We start from the raw sequence: 24,262 nt of genomic DNA, 5'->3' as shown, positions 1-24,262 counted from the left end.
CACATGTTCGATTATGGTCGGGTGATCCTGCACGCCGACCTGGACTCGTTCTACGCCTCCGTGGAGCAGCGCGACGACCCGTCGCTGCGCGGTCGGCCGGTGGCGGTCGGGGGCGGCGTGGTCCTCGCGGCCAGCTACGAGGCCAAGGCGTACGGCGTCAGCACGCCGATGGCCGGCTCGGAGGCACGACGGCTCTGCCCCGGGTTGATCACGGTGCGCCCGCGCTTCTCGGCGTACGTCGAGGCCAGCAGGGCGGTGTTCGAGATCTTCCGCGACACCACGCCGTTGGTGGAGGGTCTCTCGATCGACGAGGCGTTCCTCGATGTCGGCGGCCTGCGCCGCCTGGTGGGGGAACCGGTGGAGATCGCCGCGACGCTGCGGCGGCGCGTGCGCACCGAGGTCGGACTGCCGATCTCGGTCGGCGTGGCCCGGACGAAGTACCTGGCGAAGGTGGCCAGCGCCGTGAGCAAGCCCGACGGCCTGCTGCTCGTCGCGCCGGATCGCGAGTCGCAGTTCCTGCATCCGCTGCCCGTCGAGCGGCTGTGGGGTGTCGGGAAGGTGACAGCCGCCAAGCTGCGCGCCGACGGCATCCGCACCGTCGGCGACCTGGCTCGGCGTGAGGAGGAGGTGCTGCAGGGACTGGTCGGCAAGGCGTCGGGCCGGCACCTGTGGGCGCTGGCCCACCTGCGGGATCCGCGACCGGTGGAGGTCGGCCGTCGACGTGGCTCGGTCGGGGCCCAGCGCGCCCTGGGTCGGCGGCGCTGCACCGCGGCCGAGCTCGACGCCCACGTGGTCGCCCTGATCGACCGGGTCGCGCGCCGGCTGCGCGGCGGGGAGCGCATCGGCCGCACGCTGATACTGCGGCTGCGGTTCGACGACTTCACGCGGGCGACGCGCTCGGCGACTATCGGGAGCGCGGGCGCGGCAACAGGTGCGACGGAGGTCTGGGTCGCCACCGCACGCACGCTGCTGCGGTCCGCGTGGCCGCTGATCGAGGAGCGCGGCTGCACGCTGATCGGGGTGAGCATCTCCGGGCTGTCCGACGCGGGGACCGAGCAGCTCGAGCTGCCCCTGGACTGGCCCGGGATGCAGGGTGCGGTGGGGCGCTCGAGCATCCTGGACGGCGCCCTGGATCAGGTGAAGGACAAGTACGGCGCGGGTGCGATCACCCGCGCCGTACTGCTCGGCTCCGACGACGGCATCGAGATGCCGCAGCTGCCCGATCCCGGGCCGTTCCGCTCCTCGGGGGAGGGTCACATGACGCCGGGCTCGGGGCTGTCCGTGTAGGGGTACTTGGTCATGAACGTCTTCAGGGCCGCGCCGGAGACGCCCGAGCAGTATTGGAAGGCGCCGACCTGCTTGGTGGTGTCGGTCTGGCCGTTCCCGCCGGCGGACCAGTGCGTGAAGGCGATGTGGGTGCCCTTGGGGAAGTTCTTCCCGATCGACTTCGCGTCGGCGGGCAGCCACGGCACGGCGATGAACTTGTAGCGGAAGTTGGTGTCGCCGGGGAACTTCGCGCCGATCGCGCGGATCTGGTTGATCTCCGCGGCCGAGACGGTGTCGTCGTACCAGAGCAGGGTGTAGCCGTGCTCGAGGTTGTGCACCAGCGCCTCGAGGGCCGGCCGGTCGTCGCGGCTGTAGAACTTGCGGCTCATCGCCACCGGCGCGACGCCGAGCTCGTTCCAGTGCGGACCGAAGGCGGGCGGCGCGGTGGTGTAGGTGACCGACTGACCCGTGGGCACATGCTGCTGGTTGCCGTCGGCCTTGACGGTGGTGATCTTCTGGCACACCGACGCGGACTGACCGATGCTCGCCAGCGCGATCGAGTTGAACTTCCGGGTGTCCCACCAGTCCTTGACCGGCTGGTAGGCCGCCAGGCCCACGATCAGCAGCGCCACGAAGGCGCAGACCCCGACGATGGCGAGGCCGCGGGCACGGTCGGCGCCACGCTGCTTCTTGCGGATCGAGTCGACGACCGCGCGACGGTCGGACTTGGACGGCTTGGCCACGGGTACCTCAGGGGTTCGAGTCGGTCAGGTCGCGCAGAGTCTACGGAGTCACCGGGCGCAGATGTGCAACACCGTCGTTCTCGGTCACCGAAGGATCCGGTCCCGGTGGCGCGACGGCCCAGCCGAAGGCGAAGGCGAGCGCGTCCAGTGCCGTCCGTCGGCCCGGCTCCGCCCCGGTCACGGCGAGCCCCTGCCGGTCCGGTACGGCGACCAGCCCGGTCGCCTGCGCGATCGCCGCGGCCAGCTCCTCGGCGGAGGCCGGAGCACCGAACGGCGTGCGGTCGGCGGCATCGCCGGTCAGCGCGCGCAGCACCGCCTCGCGGGCGCCGTACCCGAAGAAGTCGCTGCCCTCGGCCCGGATCAGCGCGCTCGCGCCAGGACCGTCCTCGCCGGCGGCGAGCACCAGGTCGGGGCGACCGCGGACGATGGCGAACGGCCGAGCCCCGAGCTTGCCGGTCGCCAGCTCGGCCAGGCCGGCGATCTCGTCGGCCACCGCCGGTGCGGTCACGACGAGCGCGTTGCCGTACTCGTCCACCCGGCCGGTGAAGTCCTCGGCGACGATCACGCCTGCGGCACCGATCGCGATGTCGGTCTGACCCTCGCGCCAGGCTCGTCCGGCCGTGTCGGTGACGACGACGCCGACGTTGACGCCGCCCCGCTCGGCGATGGTGGCGCGCAACCTCCGGGCCGACCCGTCGGGGTCGAGCGGCAGCAGGACGACCTGGCCGGGTGCGACGTTCGAGGCGTCGATCCCGGCCGCCGCCATCGTCAGCCCCAGCCGGTTGCGCACGATCATGGTGGCACCGCGGCGGGCGACGACGCGGCGGGTCTCGCCGGGCAGCTCGGCCTCCCGGGTCGAGGTGCGCACCCGACCCTCGGCCTTGGCCACCACCTTGCTGGTCACGACGACGATGTCGCCGTCGCTGAGGTCGACCAGGGGGAGCAGCAGCGTGGCGAGGTCGTCACCGGCCACCACCTCGCCGACGCCGTCCGGCGCCCACGCGCTCAGCACGGGTCCGGTGCTCATCCGACCAGTGCGATCGCGGCGGCCGCCATGGCGGCGGTCTGCTCCGAGGAGTGCATCCACAGCGGCGCGGCGGCAGCGCGCAGCCCGGCCTGCTCGAGCCGGGGCACGTCCGCAGCGTCGACGGAGTCGACGAGCCACCCGTCGATCACGCCGCCGGCCGCACGGGCACCGTAGTGCAGGCCGACGCCGGCCGCGCTCACCTCGGCGCCCACGGCCGTGAGCATCTGCTCGGCCATCCCGCGCACGTGGTTGCCGCCGATGATGGGGGAGAGGCCGACCACGGGTGCCGAGGTCGCGCGCAGCACCTCGCGCAGCCCGGGAACGCCGAGGATGGTGCCGACCGAGACCACCGGGTTCGAGGGCGGTACGACGACCAGGTCCGCCCCGGTGATCGCTTCCAGCACGCCCGGTCCCGGCGTCGCCTCGTCGAGGCCGACGAAGACGAGCTGCTCGGCGGGCACGGCGGCGTGCAGCCGCACCCAGTACTCCTGGAAGTGCACCACCCGTCGCCCGGAGGGGGAGTCGGGGTCGGCGATCGCGACGTGCGTCTCGACGCGGTCGTCGGTCATCGGCAGCAGCCGCACGCCCGCGCCGTACCGGGGCCGGAGCCAGCGCTCGCACAGCGCATCCGTCACCTGGGAGAGCGTGAATCCCGCCTCCAGCATCTGGGTGCGCACCAGGTGGGTGGCGATGTCGCGATCGCCCAGGCCGAACCACGTGTTCGGCGCCCCGTAGGCCTCCAGGTCCTCCTTGACGCTCCAGGTCTCCTCGGTGCGCCCCCAGCCTCGCTCGTGGTCTAGACCGTCGCCGAGGGTGTACATGACGGTGTCGAGATCGGGGCACACCTTGAGCCCATGGATCCACAGGTCGTCGGCGGTATTGGCGACCACGGTGACGGTGGCGTCGGGGTCGACGCCGGGCAGGGTGCCGGCAGCGATGCCGTGCAGCAGGCCGTCGATGAACTTGGCCCCGCCGTGGCCGCCGGAGAGGACGGTGATGTGACGCATGATCACAGCCTCTCAGACGGCCCGATGTGACGGGTGTGACGGGTGGTGCTATAGCAGAGGTCGGGCTTGACTTCCGGTTGCGACAGGCATGTAATTTCACTTGTGTCATTCCGCCGGACGTAAATTGCTCAAGCGTCCAGCCGACACGCCGAAGGGTGAGCAAGGATGTAGGGACGCACCGCCTCGGTGGCGCGTCGAGTAACGAAAGTCACTGCTGAGAGTCGGGAAGGGCTGAGGTCGATGAGGGAGCTTTTTCTCCTCGAGTCGAACGCCGACGACGGGGGCTGGCAGGAGCGTGCGCTCTGCGCTCAGACTGACCCGGAGGCGTTCTTCCCCGAGAAGGGTGGGTCGACGCGGGAGGCCAAGAAGGTCTGCCAGACCTGCGAGGTGCGAGACGATTGTCTGGAGTCGGCGCTGATGAACGATGAGCGCTTCGGCATCTGGGGCGGGCTCTCCGAGAGGGAGCGCCGCAAGCTCAAGAAGCGAGCGGTCTGAGCCGGCCCCCAGCCGGTTCGGCACCGTGTCACAGGTAGCAGGACCCCGGCCCTCGCCGGGGTCTGCTGCATTTCGACCGCTCGGTGAAGGCCGTTAGGGTTGCGGATCGTGCGTCCATCGGTAGCCCTGCTCGTCGTCAGCCATGACGGAGCCCGTTGGCTGCCCACCGTCATCGAGGGCATTCAAGCCCAGACCGTCGCGCCCGACCGGGTGGTGGCGGTCGACACCGGCAGCAAGGACGGATCCTCCGAGCTGCTCGAGCAGGCCTTCGGGACGGCGCTGCGCGTCCCCGGCGCGACCAGCTTCCCCCAGGCCGTCGCCCTCGGCCTGGACCGCCTCGGCGAGGACCAGCCCGAGTGGATCTGGCTGCTCCACGACGACTCCACCCCTGCCCCCGACGCGCTCGAGCAGCTGCTCGCCGCCACCCAGGCGCACCCCGAGGCCAGCGTGCTCGGACCCAAGCTGCGCGAGTGGCCCTCGCTGCGCCGCCTGCTCGAGCTCGGCGTCACCATCTCCGGCACGGGCCGACGCGAGACGGGACTCGAACGCGGCGAGTACGACCAGGGTCAGCACGACCAGGTCCGCACCGTCCTGGCGGTCAACACCGCCGGCATGCTCGTCCGGCGCACGGCGCTGCTCGAGCTCGACGGCTTCGATCCGCAGCTGCCGATCTTCGGCAACGACATCGACTTCGGCTGGCGGGCGGCCTCGGCCGGTCACCCCACGGTGATCGTGCCGCAGGCCATCGTCTTCCACGCCGAGGCCGCCCATCGCGGCGTGCGGCGCACCCCCCTGACCGGCAAGCACACCCACTACGAGGAGCGCCGAGCCGCCCTCTACACGCTGCTCGCCAACTGCCGCCCCGGTGTGCTGCCCTTCCAGTTGCTGAGGCTGGCCGTCGGCACGGTGCTGCGCATGATCGGCTTCCTGGTGGTGCGCGAGGTGGGCGCCGCTCTCGACGAGCTCGCCGCTCTGGTGTCGGTGTACCGACGACCGGGAGCCGTGCGAGCTGCCCGACGCAGGCGGCGCGAACGCGCCAGCGTCCCGCCGGCCCAGGTGCGTGAGCTGCTCGCGCCGCCCTGGCTGCCCTACCGGCACGGGCTGGACTTCGTCGGCGACGTGGTGAGCGCGCTGACCAACCAGGCCTCCGACGTGGCCGAGCGCCGCCGGGTGGCGGCGGCCGAGGCCGACCCCGCCTCCTTCGCCGCCCGCGAGCTCGCCGCCCGCGACGCCGCGGCTCGCGAGGCGGCAGCTTCCGAGGACGACGAGATCCCGATCGAGAACGGCTGGATCGTCCGGTTCCTCACCAATCCGGTCGCACTCGCGCTGACCGCCGTGGTCGTGCTCGGTCTGATCGGCTCGCGGCCCGCCTGGCACGCCGTCGCCGGCGGTGGCCTCTCGCCCGCGCCCAGCGGGGTCAGCGCGTGGTGGCACCTGCAGTACCAGTCCTGGCACCCGCTCGGGATCGGCACCGCCGTGCCGGCACCGCCGTACCTGCTGGTGCTGGCAGTGCTCGGCACCATCCTCGGGGGCAACGCCGCCCTGACCATCAGCGTCGTGCTGATCGCGTCCTTCCCGCTGGCGCTGTGGGGCGCCTGGCGCCTGCTGCGGGTGGTGGGCCGGCTGATCAGCCACCGCGGCGCCCCGCGCTGGCTCATCCTGTGGGGGGCCACGACCTATGCGTTGGTCCCGATCGTCAGCGGCGCGTGGGGGGACGGCCGGCTCGCTGCAGTGGTGCCCGCGGCGCTGCTGCCCTGGCTGGCGCACGCCGCCCTCGGCTTCGCCGAGCCGGACGCCGATCGACGCTGGCGCGCGGCGTGGCGCACGGGACTGCTGCTGACGCTGATCAGCTGCTTCACCCCGTCGGCCTGGCTGGTAGCGCTCGTGCTCGCCCTCATCGTGATGGTCACGGCGTCGCGCATCGTGCCGAGCGCGATGCGCCAACGCTCCGTGTGGGGACCGCCGGTCGCGGCACTCGGCACGGCGCCGGTCCTGCTGCTGCCCTGGTGGCTCCCGGCCCTGATCCACGGTGCGGGCGCCGGCCTGGTGCTCGACGCCGGCCGGCTGCCCAGCCCGCAGCTCGGCGGCGGTCACCTCCTGGTCGCGCGCCTGGCGGACCTCGGGGCGCCGTGGTGGCTGGGGCTCCTCGTCCCGGTCGCGGCGATCCTGGCGCTGATCCCGATGCGCACCAGGATCCCTGTCCTGGTCTGCTGGTTCGGGATCGCCGCCACCGCCCTGGTCGCGATGTTCCTCGGCTTCCTCTCCCTCCATCTGGCGCACGGCACCACCCCGGCCGGGCTGCTGTTCCCGATGATCTGCCTGCAGGGAGCCGCCATCGTGGCCACCGTCCTCGGCGCCCAGGGCTTCCTGGTCGGTGGGCTGGCGGGCTGGCGGCGCTCGACGGCCTGGGTGGTGGCGGTGGTGGCGGCTGCCGTACCTCTCGCCGGACTGGGCTGGTTCATCGTGGACGGCAACGAGTCCCTGACCCGTGACTGGCACGACGGCGTGCCGACGTACATGATCGAGAACGCCGAGCAGGATCCGCACAACGGGGTGCTGGTGATCCGCGGCAGCACCGCCGGCGGACTGCGTTACTCAGTGGTGCGCGGTGACGGGACCACCGTCGGCGACGACGAGATCATCACGCTGACCCCCGAGGACCGGGCCTTCACCGGTCTGGTCCAGCAGCTGGTCTCCCATCCCACCGACCAGGTGGTGCAGGGGCTGGCGGATGTCGGCATCCAGTACGTCGTGCTGCCGCCCCGGGTCGACAGCTCGGTCGCCGCCGCCATCGACGCCAGTGGCGCCGTCACCCAGGCGAGCGCCGCCAACCGGGCCACGCGCGCCTGGCAGCTCGATGTCGCCCCGCGCGGCGACTTCGACGACCACCGCTCGTGGCTCCGGATCGCGCTGCTGGTGATCCAGGGCGTCGGCATCGTGCTGGTCCTGGTGCTGTGCCTGCCCACCCTCGAGCGGAGGCGCCGCCGATGAGACGTGCCACCCGTGCCACCCGTGCAACCCGTGCGACCCGTGCGAGCCGTCGACCGGTCGACCTCACCTTCGCCCTGGCGATCGTGCTGCCGCTGCTGGTGGCGCTGGCGCTCTTCCTGACCAACCCCGGCTTCGGGACCGGCTACTTCCATCCGCCGACCACCCCCGCGCTGACCCGCGCCACCGTGGTGTGCCCGGGATCGCTCGGCGCCGGTGATCAGGTGGGCGTCGGCTCGACAGGCTCGGGCGAGGTCACCGTCACCGAGCAGGGCACCGGTCAGGGTGGGAGCAGCAGCGCCACCGTCCCGGCCGACGGCGTCGGCGTGGTGAGCGCCGGCAAGGCCCCGATCGTGATCAGCGCCAGTGGAGCCACCGCCCCCGGCCTGGTCGCCACCCGCTCCTCCACCAAGCCCGTCGCGGCGGCGTCGTGCGTGCGGCCGCGGTCCGATCAGTGGTTCACCGGGCTCGGGGCCGGGCCGACGCACGACTCCCACGTGGTGTTGGTCAACCCCAACCCGGGACCCGCGATCGCCGATCTCACACTGCTCGGCGACACCGGCCCGCTCGAGGTGCCGGCGCTGCGCGGCATCGCGGTGCCCGGCAACGCCAGTCAGGAGATCGACCTCGGCGCGGTGACCCCGACGCAGAGCGTCCTGGCCCTGCACGCCGTCGTCGAGCGGGGCCAGGTCGCCGTGGCGGTCCGTGACGCCGCCACCCACCTCGTCGGCAACGCCACCGACGAGGACTGGCTGCCCGCGCAGAGCCGACCCTCGCGACGCGCCCTGCTGCTCGGACTCTTCACCGGTGGCGGGACCCGGCAGCTGACCGTCGCGAACCCCTCGGACCGTGAGGTCACCGCGAGCGTGCGGCTGGTCTCGGCGAACTCCGTCTTCACCCCGGAGAACGCTCCGACCCTCGACCTCGACCCGCAGTCGGTGGCACGGGTCGACCTCAGCAAGCTGCTCGGTTCCGCCGACGCGGATGGCGCGCTGGGCATCCAGCTCGTCGCGACCGGCGCTGTCACAGCGTCGCTGCGTTCGGTCGTCAACGGCGACGTGTCGCTGATCGCCCGCTCGCAACGGACCCGAGCGGCGAGCACCGCTATCGTCCCGTCCGGGACCAAGGACCTCATCGTCGGCGCGGCGAACCGCGTCGGAGCGCTCACCGTGGTGACACGCAACGCCGCCGGCAAGCAGCTGAGCTCCGATCGGGTCGCCATCAGTCCGCGCCAGGCGCTGAAGGTCTCGCTGCCGGCGGGCGCCGTCCGGGTCGACGTCACACCGGAGCGGACGGCGTTCCGTGGCTCGGTTGTGGCTCACCCGCACGGTGGCGACGCGGCGGTGGTGCCGCTCACCCAGCTCCAGCTGACCAGTCGGGTGCCGTTCGTGAAGCCCGGCCTGCCGCGCTAGCGGTCCTGATCCGCCGCCGCATCGACGTCGGCGACCACGATCAGGGCGCGTCCGGTGGCCTTGGCCTCGTACATCGCCGTGTCGGCGCGGCGCAGTGCCGCCTCGAGCGGCTCGTCCATGCGCCAGTGGGCGAGGCCGCCGCTGAAGGAGAGCGAGATCGAGGCCTCCTCGTAGGCGAGCGGCTGGTGGTGCAGCAGGCACAGGGTGCTCTGCCCGACCTGCTGCACGCGGCCGGGCACCGAGCCCGGGATCGTCACCGCGAACTCCTCCCCGCCGAGACGGCCGATGACGCCACCGCTCCCGGCGACGCTGCGCAGGATGTCGACGAAGTGCCGCAGCACGGCGTCACCCGCCGCGTGGCCGTGCCGATCGTTGACGTCCTTGAAGTGGTCCAGGTCGAGCAGCAGGATCCCCAGGTCGCCCCCGCCGGTCGAACGCAGGGCCGACAGGCGGCGGTGCCACCCTCGCGGGGTGAGCACCCCGGTGAGGAAGTCGGTGTCCGCCTCGCGGGCACGCTCCGCGACGAGGCGGTCGTTGCCGACGAGGACGACGCCGAGGATCAGCGCGGCCAGGCCGAGGCCGTTGAGGGCCAGGAAGGCGGTGTTCCACGGGTCGGGATCGCCCAGGTCGCGCACTTCTCGCAGGCCGGTCGCGTAGACGAGCGCGCGGGTGCTCTGGAGGGCGATCTCGAACAGCAGCGCGACGATGCTGAACCAGCGGCCGTAGCCCAGCCGGTCGCTCGGAGCGGCCGGCCAGACCACCCGGACCAGGCTGGTCATCAGCACGACGTGGGCCACGGAGACCAGGACGATCCGTGCGGTCATCGACGGCCACACCAGCAGCTCGGCGAGGTAGCCGAGCACCGCCACGGGGGTGCCGATGGCGAGGAGCCGTACCGGGACCGGGCGGTCGCTGAGTCGGCACAGCGCGACGTAGAGCAGGAGCACCGCGGCGACGATGACGCCGTTGCCGACGAGCAGGGCCGGCGTCATGGACCAATGCCACCGCAGCATGGCCCACAGCACGCTCACCGAGACGAAGGCCAGTGCGTTGGCGGCGACGGCGAGGCGGATCCCCGGCAGACCGGCGCGGGCCAGCGACATCAGCGCGCCGAGGCACAGCACGGCGAAGAACGCCGCGATGAGGAAGACGTCGATCGGTCCCAGGGACACGTCTCCTCCTCGTGGGTCGCCCGGCCGGTGGGAGCACGGCCGCGGGAGCGAGGGTACCGAGGAGGTACGACGGTCCGGGCGGCTTTCACCGATCCCCGGCCCGACGCGCCTAGTCCTCCTCGTACCGCGGGTCAACCATCTCCGGGGTGATGCCGAGCAGCTCGGCGACCTGCTCGACGATCACCGTCAGCAGCATCGCCTCCAGGTCGCTGCGGACCTCACACCGGTGCTCGATCGGGCGCCTGAAGACGACCAGCCTGGTGGGAGTGGTCCCGCTGCCCCGGATCAGGGAGGAGAGCGGGACCGTCTCGCTCGTCCAGTCGTCGGGGATCTGCGGGGTGTCCTCGACGGCGTACTCCACCAGCCCCAACCGCTCCTGCCAGCGCTCGTCGATCTCGGTGACGATGCTCAGCACCAGGTCGTCGAAGCGCTCGCGCCTGGTGCGCAGCTCCGGACGACCGGGGACGCGCGGCATCACCCCGGGTCCGCGCATCCCCCGACCCCGGCGATCACGTGTACGGCTCACGACCGCGAGCCTAATCGGAGCGGGTACTCGCCGGTTGTACCGTGTGGCCGTGACCCCGGCCCGTCGTTGCTCGCGTACCGCCTGCACCCGTCCCGCGACGTGCACGCTGACCTACGTGTACGCCGACCAGACGGCCGTCCTGGGTCCGCTCTCCACGTTCGCCGAGCCGCACGCCTACGACCTGTGTGAGGAGCACGCCGAGCGGCTGTCGGCGCCGCGCGGCTGGGAGGTCGTCCGGCTCGCCCGCGAGCACGTGCCGCCGGGCCCCTCCGACGACGACCTGCTCGCCCTGGCCAACGCGGTGCGCGAAGCGGGCCGCCCCGCTCCGGCCCCGACCCCGCGGCCCAGCACCGAGTCCGGAGCGCGTGAGACCGGTCGCCGCGGACACCTGCGCGTCCTCACCACCGACTGAGGCCTGCGCCGCGGGCACGGTGGCAACGCTAGGGTGAACCCCATGGCTGAACCGATGGCTGAGCCCACGATCGACCCCTCGAACGTCCTGGCGATCTTCAAGGCCTACGACGTCCGGGGCACGGTGCCCGACCAGCTCGACGAGGACCTGGCCCGAGCGACCGGTCGAGCGTTCGCCACGGTGGTCGGCGGACCTCGGATCGTGGTGGGACACGACATGCGGCCCAGCTCGCCCGGCATGGCCGCCGCCTTCGCGCGCGGCGCCTCGGAGCTCGGCGTGGACGTGGTCATCATCGGGCTGGCCTCGACCGACGAGCTGTACTTCGCCTCCGGTCATCTCGGGCTGCCGGGCGCGATGTTCACCGCGAGCCACAACCCGGCGCGCTACAACGGCATCAAGATGTGCCGTGCCTACGCCGTACCGATCGGCCTGGAGACCGGCCTGGGGGACATCCGGGACCGGGTGATCGCCGGCGTACCGCTCGATCCTGCCCGGGCGCCCGGGATCATCGAGCAGGGCAACGTCCTGGAGGCGTACGCCGCCCACCTCCTCACCCTGGCGCCGGTCAGCGGCCGGCGCCTGAAGGTGGTGGCCGATGCCGGCAACGGCATGGCCGGGCACACCGCCCCGGCGGTGTTCGGCCGCCTCGGCGCGGACCAGGTCGACCTGGTCCCGCTGTACTTCGAGCTCGACGGCACGTTCCCCAACCACGAGGCGAACCCGCTCGACGAGTCGACGCTCGCCGACCTCAAGGAGCGCGTCGTCGCTGAGGGCGCCGACGTCGGCCTCGCGTTCGACGGTGACGCGGACCGCTGCTTCCTGGTCGACGAGCGCGGTCAGGCGGTGAATCCGAGCGCGATCACCGCGCTGATCGCCGAGCGGGAGCTGGCCAAGCACCCGGGCGCCCACGTCATCCACAACCTGATCACCTCACGTGCCGTGCCCGAGATCATCGCCGAGCGCGGCGGCGTGCCCGTCCGCACGCGGGTCGGCCACTCCTACATCAAGGCGCAGATGGCGCAGACCGATGCGATCTTCGGCGGTGAGCACAGCGGTCACTTCTACTTCCGCGACTTCTGGCGCGCCGACTCCGGCATGCTGGCAGCGCTGCACGTGCTCGGCGTGCTCGCGCAGAGCGATCGACCGCTCTCGGAGCTGATGGCCGGCTACGCGCGCTACCCGATGAGCGGCGAGATCAACTCGACGGTGCCCGATCAGGCGGCGGTGATCGCCGAGATCAAGGCGACGTACGGCGGACGCGACGGCGTCGAGCTCGACGAGCTCGACGGCCTGACCGTCAGCCATGCCGAGTGGACGTTCAACGTGCGGGCTTCCAACACCGAGCCGCTGCTGCGTCTCAACGCCGAGGGCAAGGACCTCGCGACCATGGAGGGCGCCCGCGACGAGGCGCTCGCGATCATCCGGAAGGACAGCTGATGACCGACGCGACCACGGGGGCCCTGGGGCTGGAACCCGCCCTGTTGCAGATCATCGTGTGCCCGCAGTGCCATGGCGCGCTGGAGCCGCGCGAGGTCGCGGGCGGTGAGGCCGGGAGCGGCGAGCTTGCCTGCCAGGGTGAGTGCGGCCTGGTCTATCCGGTGCGTGACGGCATCCCGGTGCTGCTGGTCGACGAGGCCCGGAGCTGAGCTCGACGAGAGGGGAGCAGCCGCGATGACGTGGTTCGACGAGTCCCGTCTCGATGACGAGCAGGCGCTCGCCATCGCCGACCTGCGCCTGCGCGCGCTGGCCGAGTCGGGCTCGCGGGTGCGCCGCGAGCTCGGTGCCGCCCGGGATGCGGTCGCCGAGGCGGTGGCGCGTCGCGAGGGTGCTGGGCGTCCGCGCGCCGTGGTCGCGGCCGGACCGGACTCCCGGCTGCTCCGGGTCGTGCTCGAACCGACCTGCCCGGTGCCGTTCGTGGCCTGGCCCTCGCCGGGCCTGCCCGGCTGGGTCGGCTCCCTGGACCTGGTGGTGGTCCTCGCCCCGCAGGGCGCCGATCCCGGCGCGGCGAGCGCGGTCGCCGAGGCGGGTCGTCGGGGAGCCCAGGTGGTGGTGGCCAGCCCCGCGGCGTCGCTGGTGGGCGAGCATGCGAGCGGTCGTGACACGACGCTGCTTCCGGCCGAGACCACCGACCCGTTGGCCCTGGCGGTGGTGATGCTGACGTTCCTGGACCAGGTCCAGCTCGGGCCGGCGACCGATGCGGAGGCGGTCGCCGCCGCGCTCGACGAGGTGGCGGTGGCCTGCTCGCCGTACCGCGACCTCGCTGTCAACCCCGCCAAGTCGCTGGCGATAGCGCTCGCCGATACCAGCCCGGTGGTGTGGGGCGGCTCGGCGCTGGCCGCCCGGGCGGCGCGCCGGGTCGCCGAGGAGCTTCGGCGGGCGATGGGCCGCTCTGCGATCGCCGGTGATGCCGAGCACCTGCTGCCGGTGCTCGAGGCGGCGCGGGTGCGTGACGTCTTCGCGGACCCGTTCGACGCATCGGCCGGCTCGGGACAGCGCGGCGCCGGCGAGGCCCGTCCCGGCCTGCTCGTGCTCGATGACGGCGACGACGCGCCGCTGCTGGTCGAACAGCGTCGCCGGCTGGTGGAGGTCGCCGACGCCCGCGGCGTACGCGTGGAGATCGTCTCCTCCGAGGGCGAGGCCGAGATGGCCCGGTACGCCTCGCTGCTGCTGCAGGGCCGCTACGTCGCCGAGTACCTGCGCGTGGGCCTGGTCGAGGACTGAGGGGTCGCGGGGGACCGGCGGCGTCCGGGGCGACGGCTGAGACGTCGGCGACACAAAGTCGGCGCTCAGGTCCGTCCCCGCATGGTTCTCAGAGTCGCCGGGTAAACAGGGCCGGGTGGCTCGACGTGATCCCTGGCTGGACAACGCCAAGATGCTGCTCGTCACCCTCGTGGTGGTCGGGCACTCCCTGACGATGCTGCCGTGGGGCGGATTCCACGACCACCTCTACGACTTCCTGTACCTGTGGCACATGCCGGCCTTCGTGCTGATCACCGGCTACCTCTCCCGCAGCTTCACCTACAGCCCGCGTCGGCTGTGGGCGCTGGTCCGAGGCCTGCTGATCCCCTACGTGATCGTCGAGGCGGCGCTGGTGGCGTTCCGCGAGCTCGTCGGCGGAGAGCGACACTTCCACGACCTGTGGATCGCCCCGCACTGGCCGATGTGGTACCTGGTCGCGACGTTCTTCTGGCGCCTTGCGACCCCGCTCCTGCGCCGGCTGGGCCTGTTCGCCCTCCCGCTGGCGGTCGGGATCAGCATGGTCGGCGGCTACGTCGACTGGGACTACCTGGACGCCCGCAGGATCCTGGGCTTCCTGCCGTTCTTCGTGCTCGGCATGCTCCTCACGCCGGCGACGACCCAGCGGCTGCGCGCACTGCCGGTCAGGGTGGCGGCGGTGGGCGTGCTCGCCGGCGGATGGGTCCTCGCGGGCACGATTCCGGACTGGGCCCAGACCCGGTGGCTGTACTACTCGTGGGGATACCCCCACGTCCACAGCACGCTCGCCCCGGTGCTGACCCGCGGAGTCCTGCTCGCGGTCGGGACGGCGACAGCCCTCGCCGTCCTGGCCCTCGTGCCGTCGCGCGGTGGCTGGTTCACCCGGATGGGTGCGGCGAGTCTCGTCGTCTACCTGTGCCACGGGTTCGTGGTGAAGGGCGTGAGCTACACCGGCTACCCGGCCTGGGCGGCCGACCACGCCGGGCTCGCGCTGCCGTTGACCATCGTGGGAGCCGCGTCCGTCGCGCTGCTGCTCGCCTCACCGTGGGTGGCCAAGCGGCTGGAGCGGACGATCGATCCGCTGACCTACGCCGAGGGGCGCTTCGATGCGGCGGTCGACCTGCACGGGCGCGTCGACGCCCACCTCAACGGGCTCGAGCGGGAGCACGAGGGCGGCCGCGTTCTGACCAGAGCCTGACGGCGTGAGAGAGTCGGGCCATGAGCGCTGGACTCTTCGGTCTCCTCGACGACGTGGCCGCCCTGGCCAAGCTCGCCGCCGCCAGCGTGGACGACGTCGGTGCCGCAGCGGGCCGGGCCACGGTGAAGGCCGCCGGCGTGGTGGTCGACGACACGGCGGTGACGCCGCAGTACGTGCAGGGCGTGACCGCCGAGCGCGAGATCCCGATCGTGAAGAAGATCGCCTGGGGATCGATCCGCAACAAGCTGCTCATCATCTTGCCGCTGGCGTTGATCCTGAGCCAGTTCGCCGAGTGGGCGCTGGCGCCGATCCTGCTGGTCGGCGGCTGCTACCTCGCCTACGAGGGTGCGGAGAAGGTCTGGGAGCGGGTGCGGGGCCACGAGGAGCACGGCCCCGGCCAGGAGCCGGCCTCGGAGAAGGACCTGGTGGCGGGCGCCGTGCGCACCGACCTGATCCTCTCCACCGAGATCATGCTGATCGCGCTGGACCAGGTCGCCGACGAGTCCTTCTGGTCGCGGCTGGTGATCCTGATCGTCGTCGCCATCGCCCTCACCATCGGCGTGTACGGCGTGGTCGGGCTGATCGTCAAGATGGACGACGCGGGTCTGGCGCTGACCCAGCGCCGGTCGAGGTTCGCCCAGCGGTTCGGTCACGGGCTGGTCGCCGCGATGCCGAAGCTGCTGGAGACGATCTCGGTGGTGGGCATCGCCGCCATGCTCTGGGTCGGCGGCCACATCATGGTCAACAGCCTGCACGACATGGGCTGGCACGCTCCCCACGACGCCATCCACCACCTGGTGCACGCGGTGCACGGCGGGGTGCAGGGCTGGCTGGTGGAGACGGTCCTCGCCGCCGCGATCGGCGTGGTGGTCGGCGGCCTGGTGCTGGCGGTCCTGCCGCTGGTTCCACGGCGCGGCCGCGGCGAGGATTCGTCCCGGGATTGAGAAATGGCTCACTCGGGGATCTAGGCTGGCTCTCGTCCGCGTGGGAGATCCCGTGAGTGCGCAGATGCGCGACGCAGACGCCGCATCCAAGTCCTAGGAGACATCATGGACTTCCAGGTCGCCGACCTGTCCTTGGCCGAGTTCGGCCGCAAGGAGCTCACCCTCGCCGAGCACGAGATGCCCGGCCTCATGGCACTGCGCGAGCGGTACGGCGCGAGCAAGCCGCTCGCCGGTGCGCGGATCGCCGGCTCGCTGCACATGACGATCCAGACCGGCGTGCTCATCGAGACGCTGACCGCGCTCGGCGCCGACGTGCGCTGGGCCTCCTGCAACATCTTCTCCACCCAGGACCACGCCGCCGCGGCGGTCGTGGTCGGCCGCAACGGCACGCCGGAGGCGCCTCAGGGCACCCCGGTCTTCGCCTGGAAGGGCGAGACCCTGGCCGAGTACTGGGACCTCGCGGAGAAGGTCTTCGACTTCACCGACGAGGCCGGCAACCCGGTCGGCCCGAACATGCTGCTCGACGACGGTGGCGACATCACGATGCTCGTCCACCTCGGGGTCGAGTTCGAGAAGGCCGGCTCCGTGCCCGGTCAGGACACCACCGAGAACGAGGAGTACAAGGAGGTCCTCCGGGTCCTCGCGCGCTCGCTCGAGACCAGCACGACCCGTTGGACCGCCATCGCCAACGACATCAAGGGCGTCTCCGAGGAGACCACCACCGGTGTGCACCGCCTCTACGAGCGGTTCAAGGAGGGCTCGCTGCTCTTCCCGGCGATCAACGTCAACGACTCGGTCACCAAGTCGAAGTTCGACAACAAGTACGGCTGCCGGCACTCGCTCATCGACGGCATCAACCGCGCCACCGACGTCATGATCGGCGGCAAGGTCGCCGTCGTCTGCGGCTACGGCGACGTGGGCAAGGGTTGCGCCGAGTCCCTGCGTGGCCAGGGCGCCCGCGTCATCGTGACCGAGATCGACCCGATCTGCGCCCTGCAGGCGGCGATGGACGGCTACGAGGTCAAGCGCCTGGAGTCGGTCGTCGACACGGCCGACATCTTCGTCACCACCACCGGCAACTTCGACATCATCCGCACCGAGCACTTCGAGCGGATGAAGCACCAGGCCATCGTGGGCAACATCGGTCACTTCGACAATGAGATCGACATGGCCGGCCTGGCCAAGATCCCGGGCATCGTCAAGGACGAGATCAAGCCGCAGGTCCACCAGTGGATCTTCGCCGACGGCAAGAAGGTCATCGTGCTGTCCGAGGGTCGCCTGCTCAACCTGGGCAACGCCACCGGCCACCCGAGCTTCGTGATGTCGAACTCCTTCACCAACCAGGTGCTCGCCCAGATCGAGCTGTTCAGCAAGACCGACGAGTACGAGGTGGGCGTCTACGTGCTGCCCAAGCACCTCGACGAGGAGGTCGCCCGGCTCCACCTCGAGGCCCTGGGCGTCGAGCTGACCGAGCTCAGCCAGGCGCAGGCGGACTACATCGGCGTGCCGGTCTCCGGTCCGTTCAAGTCCGAGCACTACCGCTACTGATGTCGTCGTACGCCGAGCTTGCCGAGACACCTCGGCAAGCTCGGCGTACGTACACTCGCGCTGTGACCGCAGAGAACAGCCACGGCAAGAGCCGCGTCCTCGTCGTGGACGACGACGCCTCGCTCGCCGAGATGCTCTCCATCGTGTTGCGGCAGGAGGGGTTCGAGACCGCCACGGTGCATCGCGGTGACCACGCGCTGGAGTCCTTCCATCGCTACCGCCCCGACGTGGTGCTCCTCGACCTGATGCTGCCGGGCACGGACGGCATCGAGGTCTGCAAGCAAATCCGTCGCGAGTCAGGCGTCCCGATCGTGATGCTGACGGCCAAGGGCGACACCACCGACGTCGTCCGCGGCCTGGAGTCCGGCGCCGACGACTACGTCGTGAAGCCGTTCAAGCCCAAGGAGCTCATCGCCCGCATCCGGGCGCGGGTGCGTCGCTTCGACGCCGTGGAGTCCGAGCCGCTCACGATCGGCGACCTCACCATCGACGTGGCCGGCCACCAGGTCGCCCGGGCCGGCATCCCGATCAGCCTCACCCCGCTGGAGTTCGACCTTCTCGTCTGCCTGGCCCGCAAGCCGAACCAGGTGTTCTCCCGCGAGGTCCTGCTCGAGCAGGTGTGGGGCTACCGCCACGCCGCCGACACCCGGCTGGTCAACGTCCACGTGCAGCGGTTGCGCTCCAAGGTCGAGCACGACCCGGAGAACCCGGAGATCGTGGTGACGGTGCGCGGCGTCGGCTACAAGGCCGGCAGACCCTAGGGCTCGACATGCTCCGCCCCCGCGGGAGAGGCGCCCTGCGCCACGGTTGGACCTTCTGGCGTCGCTCGATCCAGGCGCGCGTGGTGGTCACCACCGTGCTGCTCTCGGTGGTCGCCGTCGGCGTCGTCGGCTGGTTCCTCATGCAGCAGACCCGCTCGGGGCTGCTGGACCATCGCGTCTCGCTGGTCACCGCCGAGGCGGCCAACGAGGTCCAGGACGCCCGCACCCGGCTCGGTGCCGCCTCCGGCATCGACGTGGACGCCTCGGGCCAGCGTCGGGACCTCGTCGAGCCGATCATCCAGCGTGGGCTCACCCGCGGCTTCGAGGTGGTGCTGGCCGGGCCGGTCACCAGCGCGAGCGCCGGACGCATCGCCGACGGGGGCGCGGAGTTCTCGCCCACCCTCGACATCACCAGCGTCCCGACGTCGCTCGAGCAGCACTTCGCCGACCCCGGCGCGAGCACCGCGTGGACCTACACCCGGATCCGCAACCAGACCGGGGGGCGCTCGGCCAGCGCCGTTCCGGGGATCGTGGTGGGCTCCCAGGTCGTGCTCCCGGCCGACGGGCAGACCTACACGCTCTACTTCCTGTTCTCGCTCGAGGACGAGCAGGACACCCTGCACCTGGTCGTCCGGGCGATGTCGACCGCGGCGGTGCTGCTGGTCCTGCTCGTGGGCGCCGTCGCCTGGCTGGTCGCGCGCCAGGTGGTCACCCCGATCCGGCTGGCCCGGCAGGTCGCCGAGCGCCTGGCGGCGGGGCACCTCCAGGAGCGTCTGCGCGTGACCGGTGAGGACGACCTGGCGCGGCTGGCGTTGTCGTTCAACCAGATGGCCAGTGCCCTGCAGAACCAGATCCGCCAGCTCGAGGACCTCTCCCGCGTGCAGCGCCGCTTCACCGCCGACGTGTCCCACGAGCTGCGCACCCCGCTGACGACGGTCCGGATGGCCAGCGACGTCCTGCACGACGCGCGCGACAGCTTCGACCCGGCGACCTCCCGGGCGGCGGAGCTCCTGCAGAGCGAGCTCGACCGGTTCGAGGGGCTGCTGGTCGATCTGCTGGAGATCAGTCGCTTCGACGCCGGTGCGGCCGTGCTGGAGACCGCCAACGTCAACCTGGTCGACGTGGCCCGCCGGGTGGTCGACGCCTCCCAGCGGCTGGCCGACCAGCGCGACGTACGGCTCATCGTGCACGCGCCGGACCACCCGTGCGTGGCCGAGGCCGACGTACGCCGCGTCGAGCGGATCGTGCGCAACCTGGTCGCCAACGCCATCGACCACGCGGGGGAGTCCGACCGGGTGGACGTCTATGTCGGCGGTGACGAGCACAGCGCCGCGATCGCGGTGCGCGACCACGGCGTCGGGTTGGCGCCGGGGGAGGCGGCGATGGTGTTCAACAGGTTCTGGCGCGCCGACCCGGCGCGGGCCCGCTCGACCGGCGGGACCGGCCTGGGGCTGTCGATCTCGTTGGAGGACACCCACCTGCACGGTGGTTGGCTGCAGGCCTGGGGACGGCTCGGCGAGGGTGCCCAGTTCCGGCTGACCCTGCCGCGCCGCGTGGGGGCACCCCTGCGCAGAAGCCCACTCCCGCTCGTGCCGCCCGACGCCCCGCACGAGCTACCGCGCCCGGCCCCGCCCGCCGTGGTCGGCCCGGAGGGCGAGCGATGAGCCGGCGACGCCGTTCGACGTTGATCGTGCTGGTCAGCGCGGTGGTCCTGCTCCTGACCGGCTGTGCCTCGATGCCCACGTCGGGGCCGGTCGTCAAGATCGCGCACCTGACCACGCCCGCGCCCGACAGCGGGTTCGCCATCACGCCGCGAGGTCCGCAGAAGGGTGCCTCGCCGACCGAGATCGTGCAGGGCTTCCTCGACGCCATGCAGGCGACGCCGGTGCAGACGACGACCGCCCGCCAGTTCCTGTCCTCGGCGTTCGCCGACGCCTGGGATCCTCAGCGCGAGACGGTCACCTACAGCGACCTGACGCCGCCGCACGGCTCCCAGGTGGTCACGGTGGACCTGAGCGACGCCAACCACCTCGATGCCCAGGGCGGCTGGCAGGGGACGGCCGGCATGGCCGACTCGCAGCTGCACTTCGCGATGGTCCAGGAGAAGGGGGAGTGGCGGATCTCCTCGGCGCCCAACGCGCTGATCGTGCCGCAGTCGTGGTTCGACGCCCGTTTCACCCAGGTCTCGCTCTACTTCTTCGACCCCAGCGGGCGGATCCTGGTGCCCGAGCCGGTCTTCGTTCCTCGCGGTCAGCAGCTCGCCACCACGCTGGTGCGCGCGCTCGTCGCGGGCCCGAGCGACGCGCTCGCCGGGGTGGCGCGGACCTTCCTTCCCACCGGCGTCAGCGCCGGGCTGTCCGTCCCCGTCGACGGCAACGGGGTCGCCAGCGTCGATCTCAAGGGGGATCCGGGCCAGCTGAGCGACCATGCGGTGCACCTGATGAGTGCGCAGCTGGCCTGGACCCTGCGGCAGGACGACTCCATCGAGGCGATCAGGCTCTCCATCGGCGACCGGCCGGTGGATCAGACCGGCGGTGGCGTGATCCCCGTCGACACCGGTGCGCAGTACGACCCGGCCGGCTACGACAGCAGCGCCCGGCTCTACGGCATCGTCGGGGGCGCCGCCGTCGAGGCCGCGTCCGACAAGGTCGCCCCGTTGCCGGGGGCGCTCGGCACCGGCAAGCCCGCGTTGCGGACGGTGGCGGTCTCGCTGGACACGGCGCAGGCCGCCGGGGTGACCAGCGACGGGCGCGCGCTGCGCAGCAGCCTGCTGGAGGGTGGCGCCGCCGCGAAGGTCAGGCTGACCGGCACCGACCTGCTGCGGCCGGCCTGGGATTTCGCGGGTCGGCTGTGGGACGTGGACCGGACCGCCCAGGGAGCGGTCGTGCACGTCAGCGACGGCGACCGGATGCGGCGCATCGTCGTGCCGGGCGTGACAGGACAGAACGTGCGCCGGTTCCTGGTCTCTCGTGACGGTTCCCGGTTGATCGCGCTGGTGCGGCACGGCGACGGGGACGAGGTGGTCGTCAGCCGGATCCGCAGCAGTGACCAGGGCAAGGTCCTCGGCGCCTCCGGTACGCAGGTCATCTCCGACCTCGGCGACGGCGCGCGCATCCGCGACATCGGATGGCACTCGCCGACCACCGTCGTGACGCTGCAGCAGCTCTCCGGAACCGCCCTGATCCGGACGCTCTCCGTCGACGGCGCCGTCTCCGGCTTCCCGGCTGTCACGCTGACCGTCGGCGACCGGCTGCGCAATCTGGCCGCCTCCCCGGTCGCGGGAGAGAACCTGTACGGCGTCTCCGCCTCCAGCCTGGTCGACCTGTCCGGCGACACCGGCACCACCGCCCTCGCGGGGCCGGTGACGGCTCTCGGCTACGCCGGCTGACGCCGGTTCTCCACAGCCCTGGCGGCGGGCGTTGCCCGCGGGTCGGGGCCCTGGTGTGATCGTGGCATGACCCCGCACGACGCCTATGCCGACCTGATGCTCGGCGCATCGTGCCTGGGGTGCGGCGTGGCCGGACGGATGCTGTGCGCGCGTTGCGCGGCGGCGCTGCCTGTGACGGCGTACGACACCCGGCCGGTCCCGTGCCCGGCGGGCCTGGCGCGGGTGGTGGCAGCGGCGCCGTACGAGGGGGTGATCAGGGCGATGGTGATCGGGCTCAAGGAGCGACGGCTGCTCGGGCTGAGCCGCCCCCTGGGGGACCTGCTGGCGTTGTCGGTGGGCCGGCTGGTCGAGGGCACGGCTTATCCGCAGGCCTCGGTGGTGTTGGTGCCGGTGCCCTCGCGTCGCAGCAGCGTGCGGGCCCGCGGTCTCGACAGCACCCGGGCCATGACGCTGCGGGCGGCTCGCACGCTGCGGGCCGCGCGGGCCCGCACGGTCGCGGTGGCTCCGGTGTTGAGCACCCGGGCCGGCCTGCAGGACCAGGCCGGCCTCGACGCCGCCGACCGGGCGGCGAACCTCGCGGGCGCGCTGACCTGCCCGACCCGGGGACTGCGCAGGCTGGCGCGCGCCCATCCTCGGGCCCTGGTCGTGCTGTGCGACGACGTGCTGACCACCGGCGCGACGGCCCGTGAGGCGCAACGGGCCCTGGCCGAGGTCGGCCTGCCGATCGTCGGCATCGCGACAGTGGCGGCGACGACGCGCCGGACTTTTCCCATCCATCCCCCCGGAGAACTTTCGTCGCGACCCCGGGGGAACTAACGTCTGTGTATGGAGTCCGTCCGGGTCCGTGGTTGCGTCGTTCAGGCGCCCGGTCTCCGGGTGTGCGAGCGACTAGCCGATGCCAGTCGCAGGCAAAGCGGTCCACGTAACCCCGGCAACGGGGGATCACGGTGCGGCTTAGACGTAAGTCCTGCCTCGTGCCCGTCGTCAGATGCGACGGCGTACGGGAGAAGGTCGGTAGTGGCGGAGAAGCTGCGGAAACCTCAGCAGGCGATTGTGGGGTCGAAGACCAGGTCGGCCGGACGGACTCCTCTCCTCACCCCATCCGACATGACGTCGGGCCACAGGAGGTTCACATGGAAGTTGTCGTCACGGCTCGCAACTGCGAGATCACCGATCGGTACCGAGCGCACGTCTCCGAGAAGCTCACCCGTCTGGAGAAGCACGACCACCGCATCATCAGGGTGCACGTCGAGGTCGACTGCGAACCCAATCCACGCCAGCACAAGGGCGCAGTGCACGTCGAGCTGACCGCTTTCTCCAAGGGCCCGGTCATCCGGGCCGAAGCATGCGCCGAGGACAAGATGGGGGCCCTCGACCTGGCGCTGGACAAGATGGCCGCCCAGATGCGCAAGGCGGCCGACCGCCGCCGCGTCCATCGGGGCCGCCACGCGCCGGTCTCGGTCGGACAGGCCCTCGCCGAGGTTCCGCCCGAGGACACCGAGGAGACCGGCGATGAAGCGCTGGAGCGCAAGGTCGGCCCGATCTCGGTCGTCGGTGACGGCCCGCTGGTGGTGCGGGAGAAGTCGCATTCAGCCTCGCCGATGACGCTCGACCAGGCCCTGTATGAGATGGAGTTGGTCGGCCACGACTTCTTCCTGTTCGTGGACAAGGAGACCGAGCGACCCTCGGTCGTCTACCGCCGCCGTGGCTACGACTACGGCGTGATCACCCTCGAACTCGACGCCCACGAGTAGCGCTGGGAAGCCGAGCTAGTCCGAACAGGTGGTTCCGAGCGCGGCGGGGTGGTCCATCCGGGCCACCCCGCCGTGGCATGCCAACCGGCCCTCTTGGGGCATGGGAATGGCTGAGTCGTGCCATGATTCGGTGTGTGCCCACCACCACCGCCCAGCCCGCCGAACCGGTCAGGGTCCTCGTCGTCGACGATCAGGAGCTGTTCCGCCGCGGTCTGACCATGCTGCTCGGCGCCGAGCCGGGGATCGAGGTCGTCGGCGAGGCCGGCGACGGCGACGAGGGGACAGCGCTGGCCGAGTCGGTCGCGCCCGACGTCGTGCTGCTCGACATCCGGATGCCCAAGCGCTCCGGCCTCGAGGCGTGCTCCACGATCAAACAGGTCGTGCCCTCGGCGAAGATCATCATGCTCACCGTCTCCGACGAGGAGGCCGACCTCTACGAGGCCGTCAAGTCGGGTGCCTCCGGCTACCTGCTCAAGGACTCCTCGATCGAGGAGGTGTCCCAGGCGGTCCGAGTGGTGGCCGATGGGCAGTCGCTGATCAGCCCGTCGATGGCGGTCAAGCTGATCGACGAGTTCAAGCAGATGTCGCGCCCCGAGCGGGAGAGCCCCGGCGGCCTGCGCCTGACCGAGCGCGAGCTCGAGGTGCTGCGGCTGGTCGCCCGTGGGCTGAACAACCGCGAGGTCGCCAAGCAGCTGTTCATCTCCGAGAACACCGTCAAGAACCACGTCCGCAACATCTTGGAGAAGCTGCAGCTGCATTCGCGGATGGAGGCGGTCATGTACGCCGTCCGGGAGAAGCTCCTCGACCTCCCCTGAGCAGTCGACAGGTCAGTTTCCGCGGGTTGAGTGTCCAGGTCGCTGGACACTCAACCCGCGGAGACTGACCTCTGGACTTGTTTAAGGTGAC

General features: G+C 71.6%; 22 protein-coding genes. 17 read left to right on the top strand and 5 right to left on the bottom strand.

Annotated elements, in window-relative coordinates; all coding sequences use genetic code 11:
- Nucleotides 1–3: 3 nt before the first annotated feature.
- The gene (gene dinB, locus P5P86_RS16305; protein ID WP_280608503.1) at nt 4–1,287 is read left to right on the top strand and encodes a DNA polymerase IV; all 1,284 of its coding nucleotides are present in this window, start codon (nt 4–6) and stop codon (nt 1,285–1,287) included.
- Here dinB and P5P86_RS16300 read toward each other — a convergent pair.
- Genes P5P86_RS16300 through cofD form a run of 3 tightly spaced genes read right to left on the bottom strand, consistent with a single transcriptional unit; the run spans nt 1,254 to nt 4,043 of the window.
- Entirely contained in the window at nt 1,254–2,009 is a 756-nt protein-coding gene (locus P5P86_RS16300; protein ID WP_280608502.1) for a DUF3105 domain-containing protein, read from the bottom strand. The two genes, dinB and P5P86_RS16300, sit on opposite strands and share 34 nt — an antisense overlap.
- 40 nt (nt 2,010–2,049) lie before the next feature.
- Nucleotides 2,050–3,036 carry a coenzyme F420-0:L-glutamate ligase gene (locus tag P5P86_RS16295; RefSeq protein ID WP_280608501.1) on the bottom strand — a complete coding sequence of 329 codons (987 nt, stop codon included), beginning with the start codon at nt 3,034–3,036 and terminating at the stop codon, nt 2,050–2,052.
- On the bottom strand, nt 3,033–4,043 hold the full coding sequence (gene cofD, locus P5P86_RS16290; protein ID WP_280608500.1) for a 2-phospho-L-lactate transferase: 1,011 nt from the start codon (nt 4,041–4,043) through the stop codon (nt 3,033–3,035). The genes P5P86_RS16295 and cofD overlap by 4 nt, the downstream gene beginning before the upstream one ends.
- A gap of 240 nt (nt 4,044–4,283) precedes the next feature.
- Between cofD and P5P86_RS16285 the strand changes: the two genes are divergently transcribed.
- The 3 genes from P5P86_RS16285 to P5P86_RS16275 all read left to right on the top strand — a co-directional run bounded on the left by P5P86_RS16285 (nt 4,284) and on the right by P5P86_RS16275 (nt 8,938).
- Nucleotides 4,284–4,538: a WhiB family transcriptional regulator gene (locus tag P5P86_RS16285; RefSeq protein WP_017934826.1), complete on the top strand. Its 255-nt coding sequence runs from the start codon at nt 4,284–4,286 to the stop codon at nt 4,536–4,538.
- Between the two features lie 108 nt (nt 4,539–4,646).
- Nucleotides 4,647–7,529: a glycosyltransferase gene (locus P5P86_RS16280; protein ID WP_280608499.1), complete on the top strand. Its 2,883-nt coding sequence runs from the start codon at nt 4,647–4,649 to the stop codon at nt 7,527–7,529.
- On the top strand, nt 7,526–8,938 hold the full coding sequence (locus tag P5P86_RS16275; RefSeq protein ID WP_280608498.1) for a DUF5719 family protein: 1,413 nt from the start codon (nt 7,526–7,528) through the stop codon (nt 8,936–8,938). Before P5P86_RS16280 ends, P5P86_RS16275 begins: the two co-directional genes overlap by 4 nt.
- On the opposite strand, the gene P5P86_RS16270 is transcribed toward P5P86_RS16275, so the two are convergent.
- Nucleotides 8,935–10,110 carry a diguanylate cyclase domain-containing protein gene (locus P5P86_RS16270; RefSeq protein ID WP_280608497.1) on the bottom strand — a complete coding sequence of 392 codons (1,176 nt, stop codon included), beginning with the start codon at nt 10,108–10,110 and terminating at the stop codon, nt 8,935–8,937. The genes P5P86_RS16275 and P5P86_RS16270 overlap by 4 nt on opposite strands.
- Before the next feature lie 109 nt (nt 10,111–10,219).
- On the bottom strand, nt 10,220–10,636 hold the full coding sequence (locus P5P86_RS16265) for a metallopeptidase family protein (protein ID WP_280608496.1): 417 nt from the start codon (nt 10,634–10,636) through the stop codon (nt 10,220–10,222).
- Nucleotides 10,637–10,685: 49 nt separating this feature from the next.
- On the opposite strand from P5P86_RS16265, the gene P5P86_RS16260 reads away from it, so the two are divergent.
- From P5P86_RS16260 to P5P86_RS16200, 13 genes are all read left to right on the top strand, one after another.
- Nucleotides 10,686–11,048 carry a DUF3499 domain-containing protein gene (locus P5P86_RS16260; RefSeq protein ID WP_280608495.1) on the top strand — a complete coding sequence of 121 codons (363 nt, stop codon included), beginning with the start codon at nt 10,686–10,688 and terminating at the stop codon, nt 11,046–11,048.
- 42 nt (nt 11,049–11,090) lie between these two features.
- Nucleotides 11,091–12,485 (top strand): phosphomannomutase/phosphoglucomutase, encoded by a 1,395-nt coding sequence (locus tag P5P86_RS16255; protein ID WP_280608494.1) that lies wholly within the window; start codon nt 11,091–11,093, stop codon nt 12,483–12,485.
- Entirely contained in the window at nt 12,485–12,694 is a 210-nt protein-coding gene (locus P5P86_RS16250) for a Trm112 family protein (protein WP_280608493.1), read from the top strand. Before P5P86_RS16255 ends, P5P86_RS16250 begins: the two co-directional genes overlap by 1 nt.
- Before the next feature lie 25 nt (nt 12,695–12,719).
- Nucleotides 12,720–13,769 carry an SIS domain-containing protein gene (locus P5P86_RS16245; protein ID WP_280608492.1) on the top strand — a complete coding sequence of 350 codons (1,050 nt, stop codon included), beginning with the start codon at nt 12,720–12,722 and terminating at the stop codon, nt 13,767–13,769.
- A 115-nt stretch (nt 13,770–13,884) separates the two neighbouring features.
- Nucleotides 13,885–14,961, top strand: coding sequence for an acyltransferase family protein (locus P5P86_RS16240; RefSeq protein ID WP_280608491.1), 1,077 nt, complete (start codon nt 13,885–13,887; stop codon nt 14,959–14,961).
- A 20-nt stretch (nt 14,962–14,981) separates the two neighbouring features.
- Nucleotides 14,982–15,905: a DUF808 domain-containing protein gene (locus P5P86_RS16235; RefSeq protein WP_280608490.1), complete on the top strand. Its 924-nt coding sequence runs from the start codon at nt 14,982–14,984 to the stop codon at nt 15,903–15,905.
- Between the two features lie 105 nt (nt 15,906–16,010).
- Complete coding sequence (gene ahcY, locus P5P86_RS16230; RefSeq protein WP_280608489.1) at nt 16,011–17,453, top strand: adenosylhomocysteinase; 1,443 nt, start codon at nt 16,011–16,013, stop codon at nt 17,451–17,453.
- A 62-nt stretch (nt 17,454–17,515) separates the two neighbouring features.
- Complete coding sequence (gene mtrA, locus P5P86_RS16225) at nt 17,516–18,214, top strand: MtrAB system response regulator MtrA (protein WP_280608488.1); 699 nt, start codon at nt 17,516–17,518, stop codon at nt 18,212–18,214.
- Nucleotides 18,215–18,222: 8 nt separating this feature from the next.
- Complete coding sequence (gene mtrB / locus P5P86_RS16220) at nt 18,223–19,878, top strand: MtrAB system histidine kinase MtrB (protein ID WP_280608487.1); 1,656 nt, start codon at nt 18,223–18,225, stop codon at nt 19,876–19,878.
- The gene (locus P5P86_RS16215) at nt 19,875–21,602 is read left to right on the top strand and encodes an LpqB family beta-propeller domain-containing protein (RefSeq protein WP_280608486.1); all 1,728 of its coding nucleotides are present in this window, start codon (nt 19,875–19,877) and stop codon (nt 21,600–21,602) included. Before mtrB ends, P5P86_RS16215 begins: the two co-directional genes overlap by 4 nt.
- A gap of 66 nt (nt 21,603–21,668) precedes the next feature.
- The gene (locus tag P5P86_RS16210) at nt 21,669–22,418 is read left to right on the top strand and encodes a ComF family protein (protein ID WP_280608485.1); all 750 of its coding nucleotides are present in this window, start codon (nt 21,669–21,671) and stop codon (nt 22,416–22,418) included.
- Nucleotides 22,419–22,735: 317 nt separating this feature from the next.
- Nucleotides 22,736–23,356 carry a ribosome hibernation-promoting factor, HPF/YfiA family gene (gene hpf, locus P5P86_RS16205; protein ID WP_280608484.1) on the top strand — a complete coding sequence of 207 codons (621 nt, stop codon included), beginning with the start codon at nt 22,736–22,738 and terminating at the stop codon, nt 23,354–23,356.
- Between the two features lie 134 nt (nt 23,357–23,490).
- Nucleotides 23,491–24,171, top strand: a complete 681-nt coding sequence (locus tag P5P86_RS16200) for a response regulator (protein ID WP_280608483.1) — start codon at nt 23,491–23,493, stop codon at nt 24,169–24,171.
- Nucleotides 24,172–24,262 lie beyond the last annotated feature (91 nt).

It is taken from the genome of Nocardioides sp. BP30 (assembly GCF_029873215.1).
Taxonomy (GTDB): domain Bacteria; phylum Actinomycetota; class Actinomycetes; order Propionibacteriales; family Nocardioidaceae; genus Nocardioides.
The sequence above is the reverse complement of the archived record's forward strand: the minus strand, read 5'-3'. Positions and strand labels throughout refer to the sequence as shown.

What these genes read in the sequence shown, in the direction of transcription:
- dinB (WP_280608503.1), top strand. Translation starts at nt 4, where the DNA reads ATGTTCGATTATGGTCGGGTGATCCTGCACGCCGACCTGGACTCGTTC.
- P5P86_RS16295 (WP_280608501.1), bottom strand. Translation starts at nt 3,036, where the DNA reads ATGAGCACCGGACCCGTGCTGAGCGCGTGGGCGCCGGACGGCGTCGGC.
- cofD (WP_280608500.1), bottom strand. Translation starts at nt 4,043, where the DNA reads ATGCGTCACATCACCGTCCTCTCCGGCGGCCACGGCGGGGCCAAGTTC.
- P5P86_RS16285 (WP_017934826.1), top strand. Translation starts at nt 4,284, where the DNA reads ATGAGGGAGCTTTTTCTCCTCGAGTCGAACGCCGACGACGGGGGCTGG.
- P5P86_RS16275 (WP_280608498.1), top strand. Translation starts at nt 7,526, where the DNA reads ATGAGACGTGCCACCCGTGCCACCCGTGCAACCCGTGCGACCCGTGCG.
- P5P86_RS16255 (WP_280608494.1), top strand. Translation starts at nt 11,091, where the DNA reads ATGGCTGAACCGATGGCTGAGCCCACGATCGACCCCTCGAACGTCCTG.
- P5P86_RS16250 (WP_280608493.1), top strand. Translation starts at nt 12,485, where the DNA reads ATGACCGACGCGACCACGGGGGCCCTGGGGCTGGAACCCGCCCTGTTG.
- P5P86_RS16245 (WP_280608492.1), top strand. Translation starts at nt 12,720, where the DNA reads ATGACGTGGTTCGACGAGTCCCGTCTCGATGACGAGCAGGCGCTCGCC.
- P5P86_RS16235 (WP_280608490.1), top strand. Translation starts at nt 14,982, where the DNA reads ATGAGCGCTGGACTCTTCGGTCTCCTCGACGACGTGGCCGCCCTGGCC.
- ahcY (WP_280608489.1), top strand. Translation starts at nt 16,011, where the DNA reads ATGGACTTCCAGGTCGCCGACCTGTCCTTGGCCGAGTTCGGCCGCAAG.
- mtrB (WP_280608487.1), top strand. Translation starts at nt 18,223, where the DNA reads ATGCTCCGCCCCCGCGGGAGAGGCGCCCTGCGCCACGGTTGGACCTTC.
- P5P86_RS16215 (WP_280608486.1), top strand. Translation starts at nt 19,875, where the DNA reads ATGAGCCGGCGACGCCGTTCGACGTTGATCGTGCTGGTCAGCGCGGTG.
- P5P86_RS16210 (WP_280608485.1), top strand. Translation starts at nt 21,669, where the DNA reads ATGACCCCGCACGACGCCTATGCCGACCTGATGCTCGGCGCATCGTGC.
- hpf (WP_280608484.1), top strand. Translation starts at nt 22,736, where the DNA reads ATGGAAGTTGTCGTCACGGCTCGCAACTGCGAGATCACCGATCGGTAC.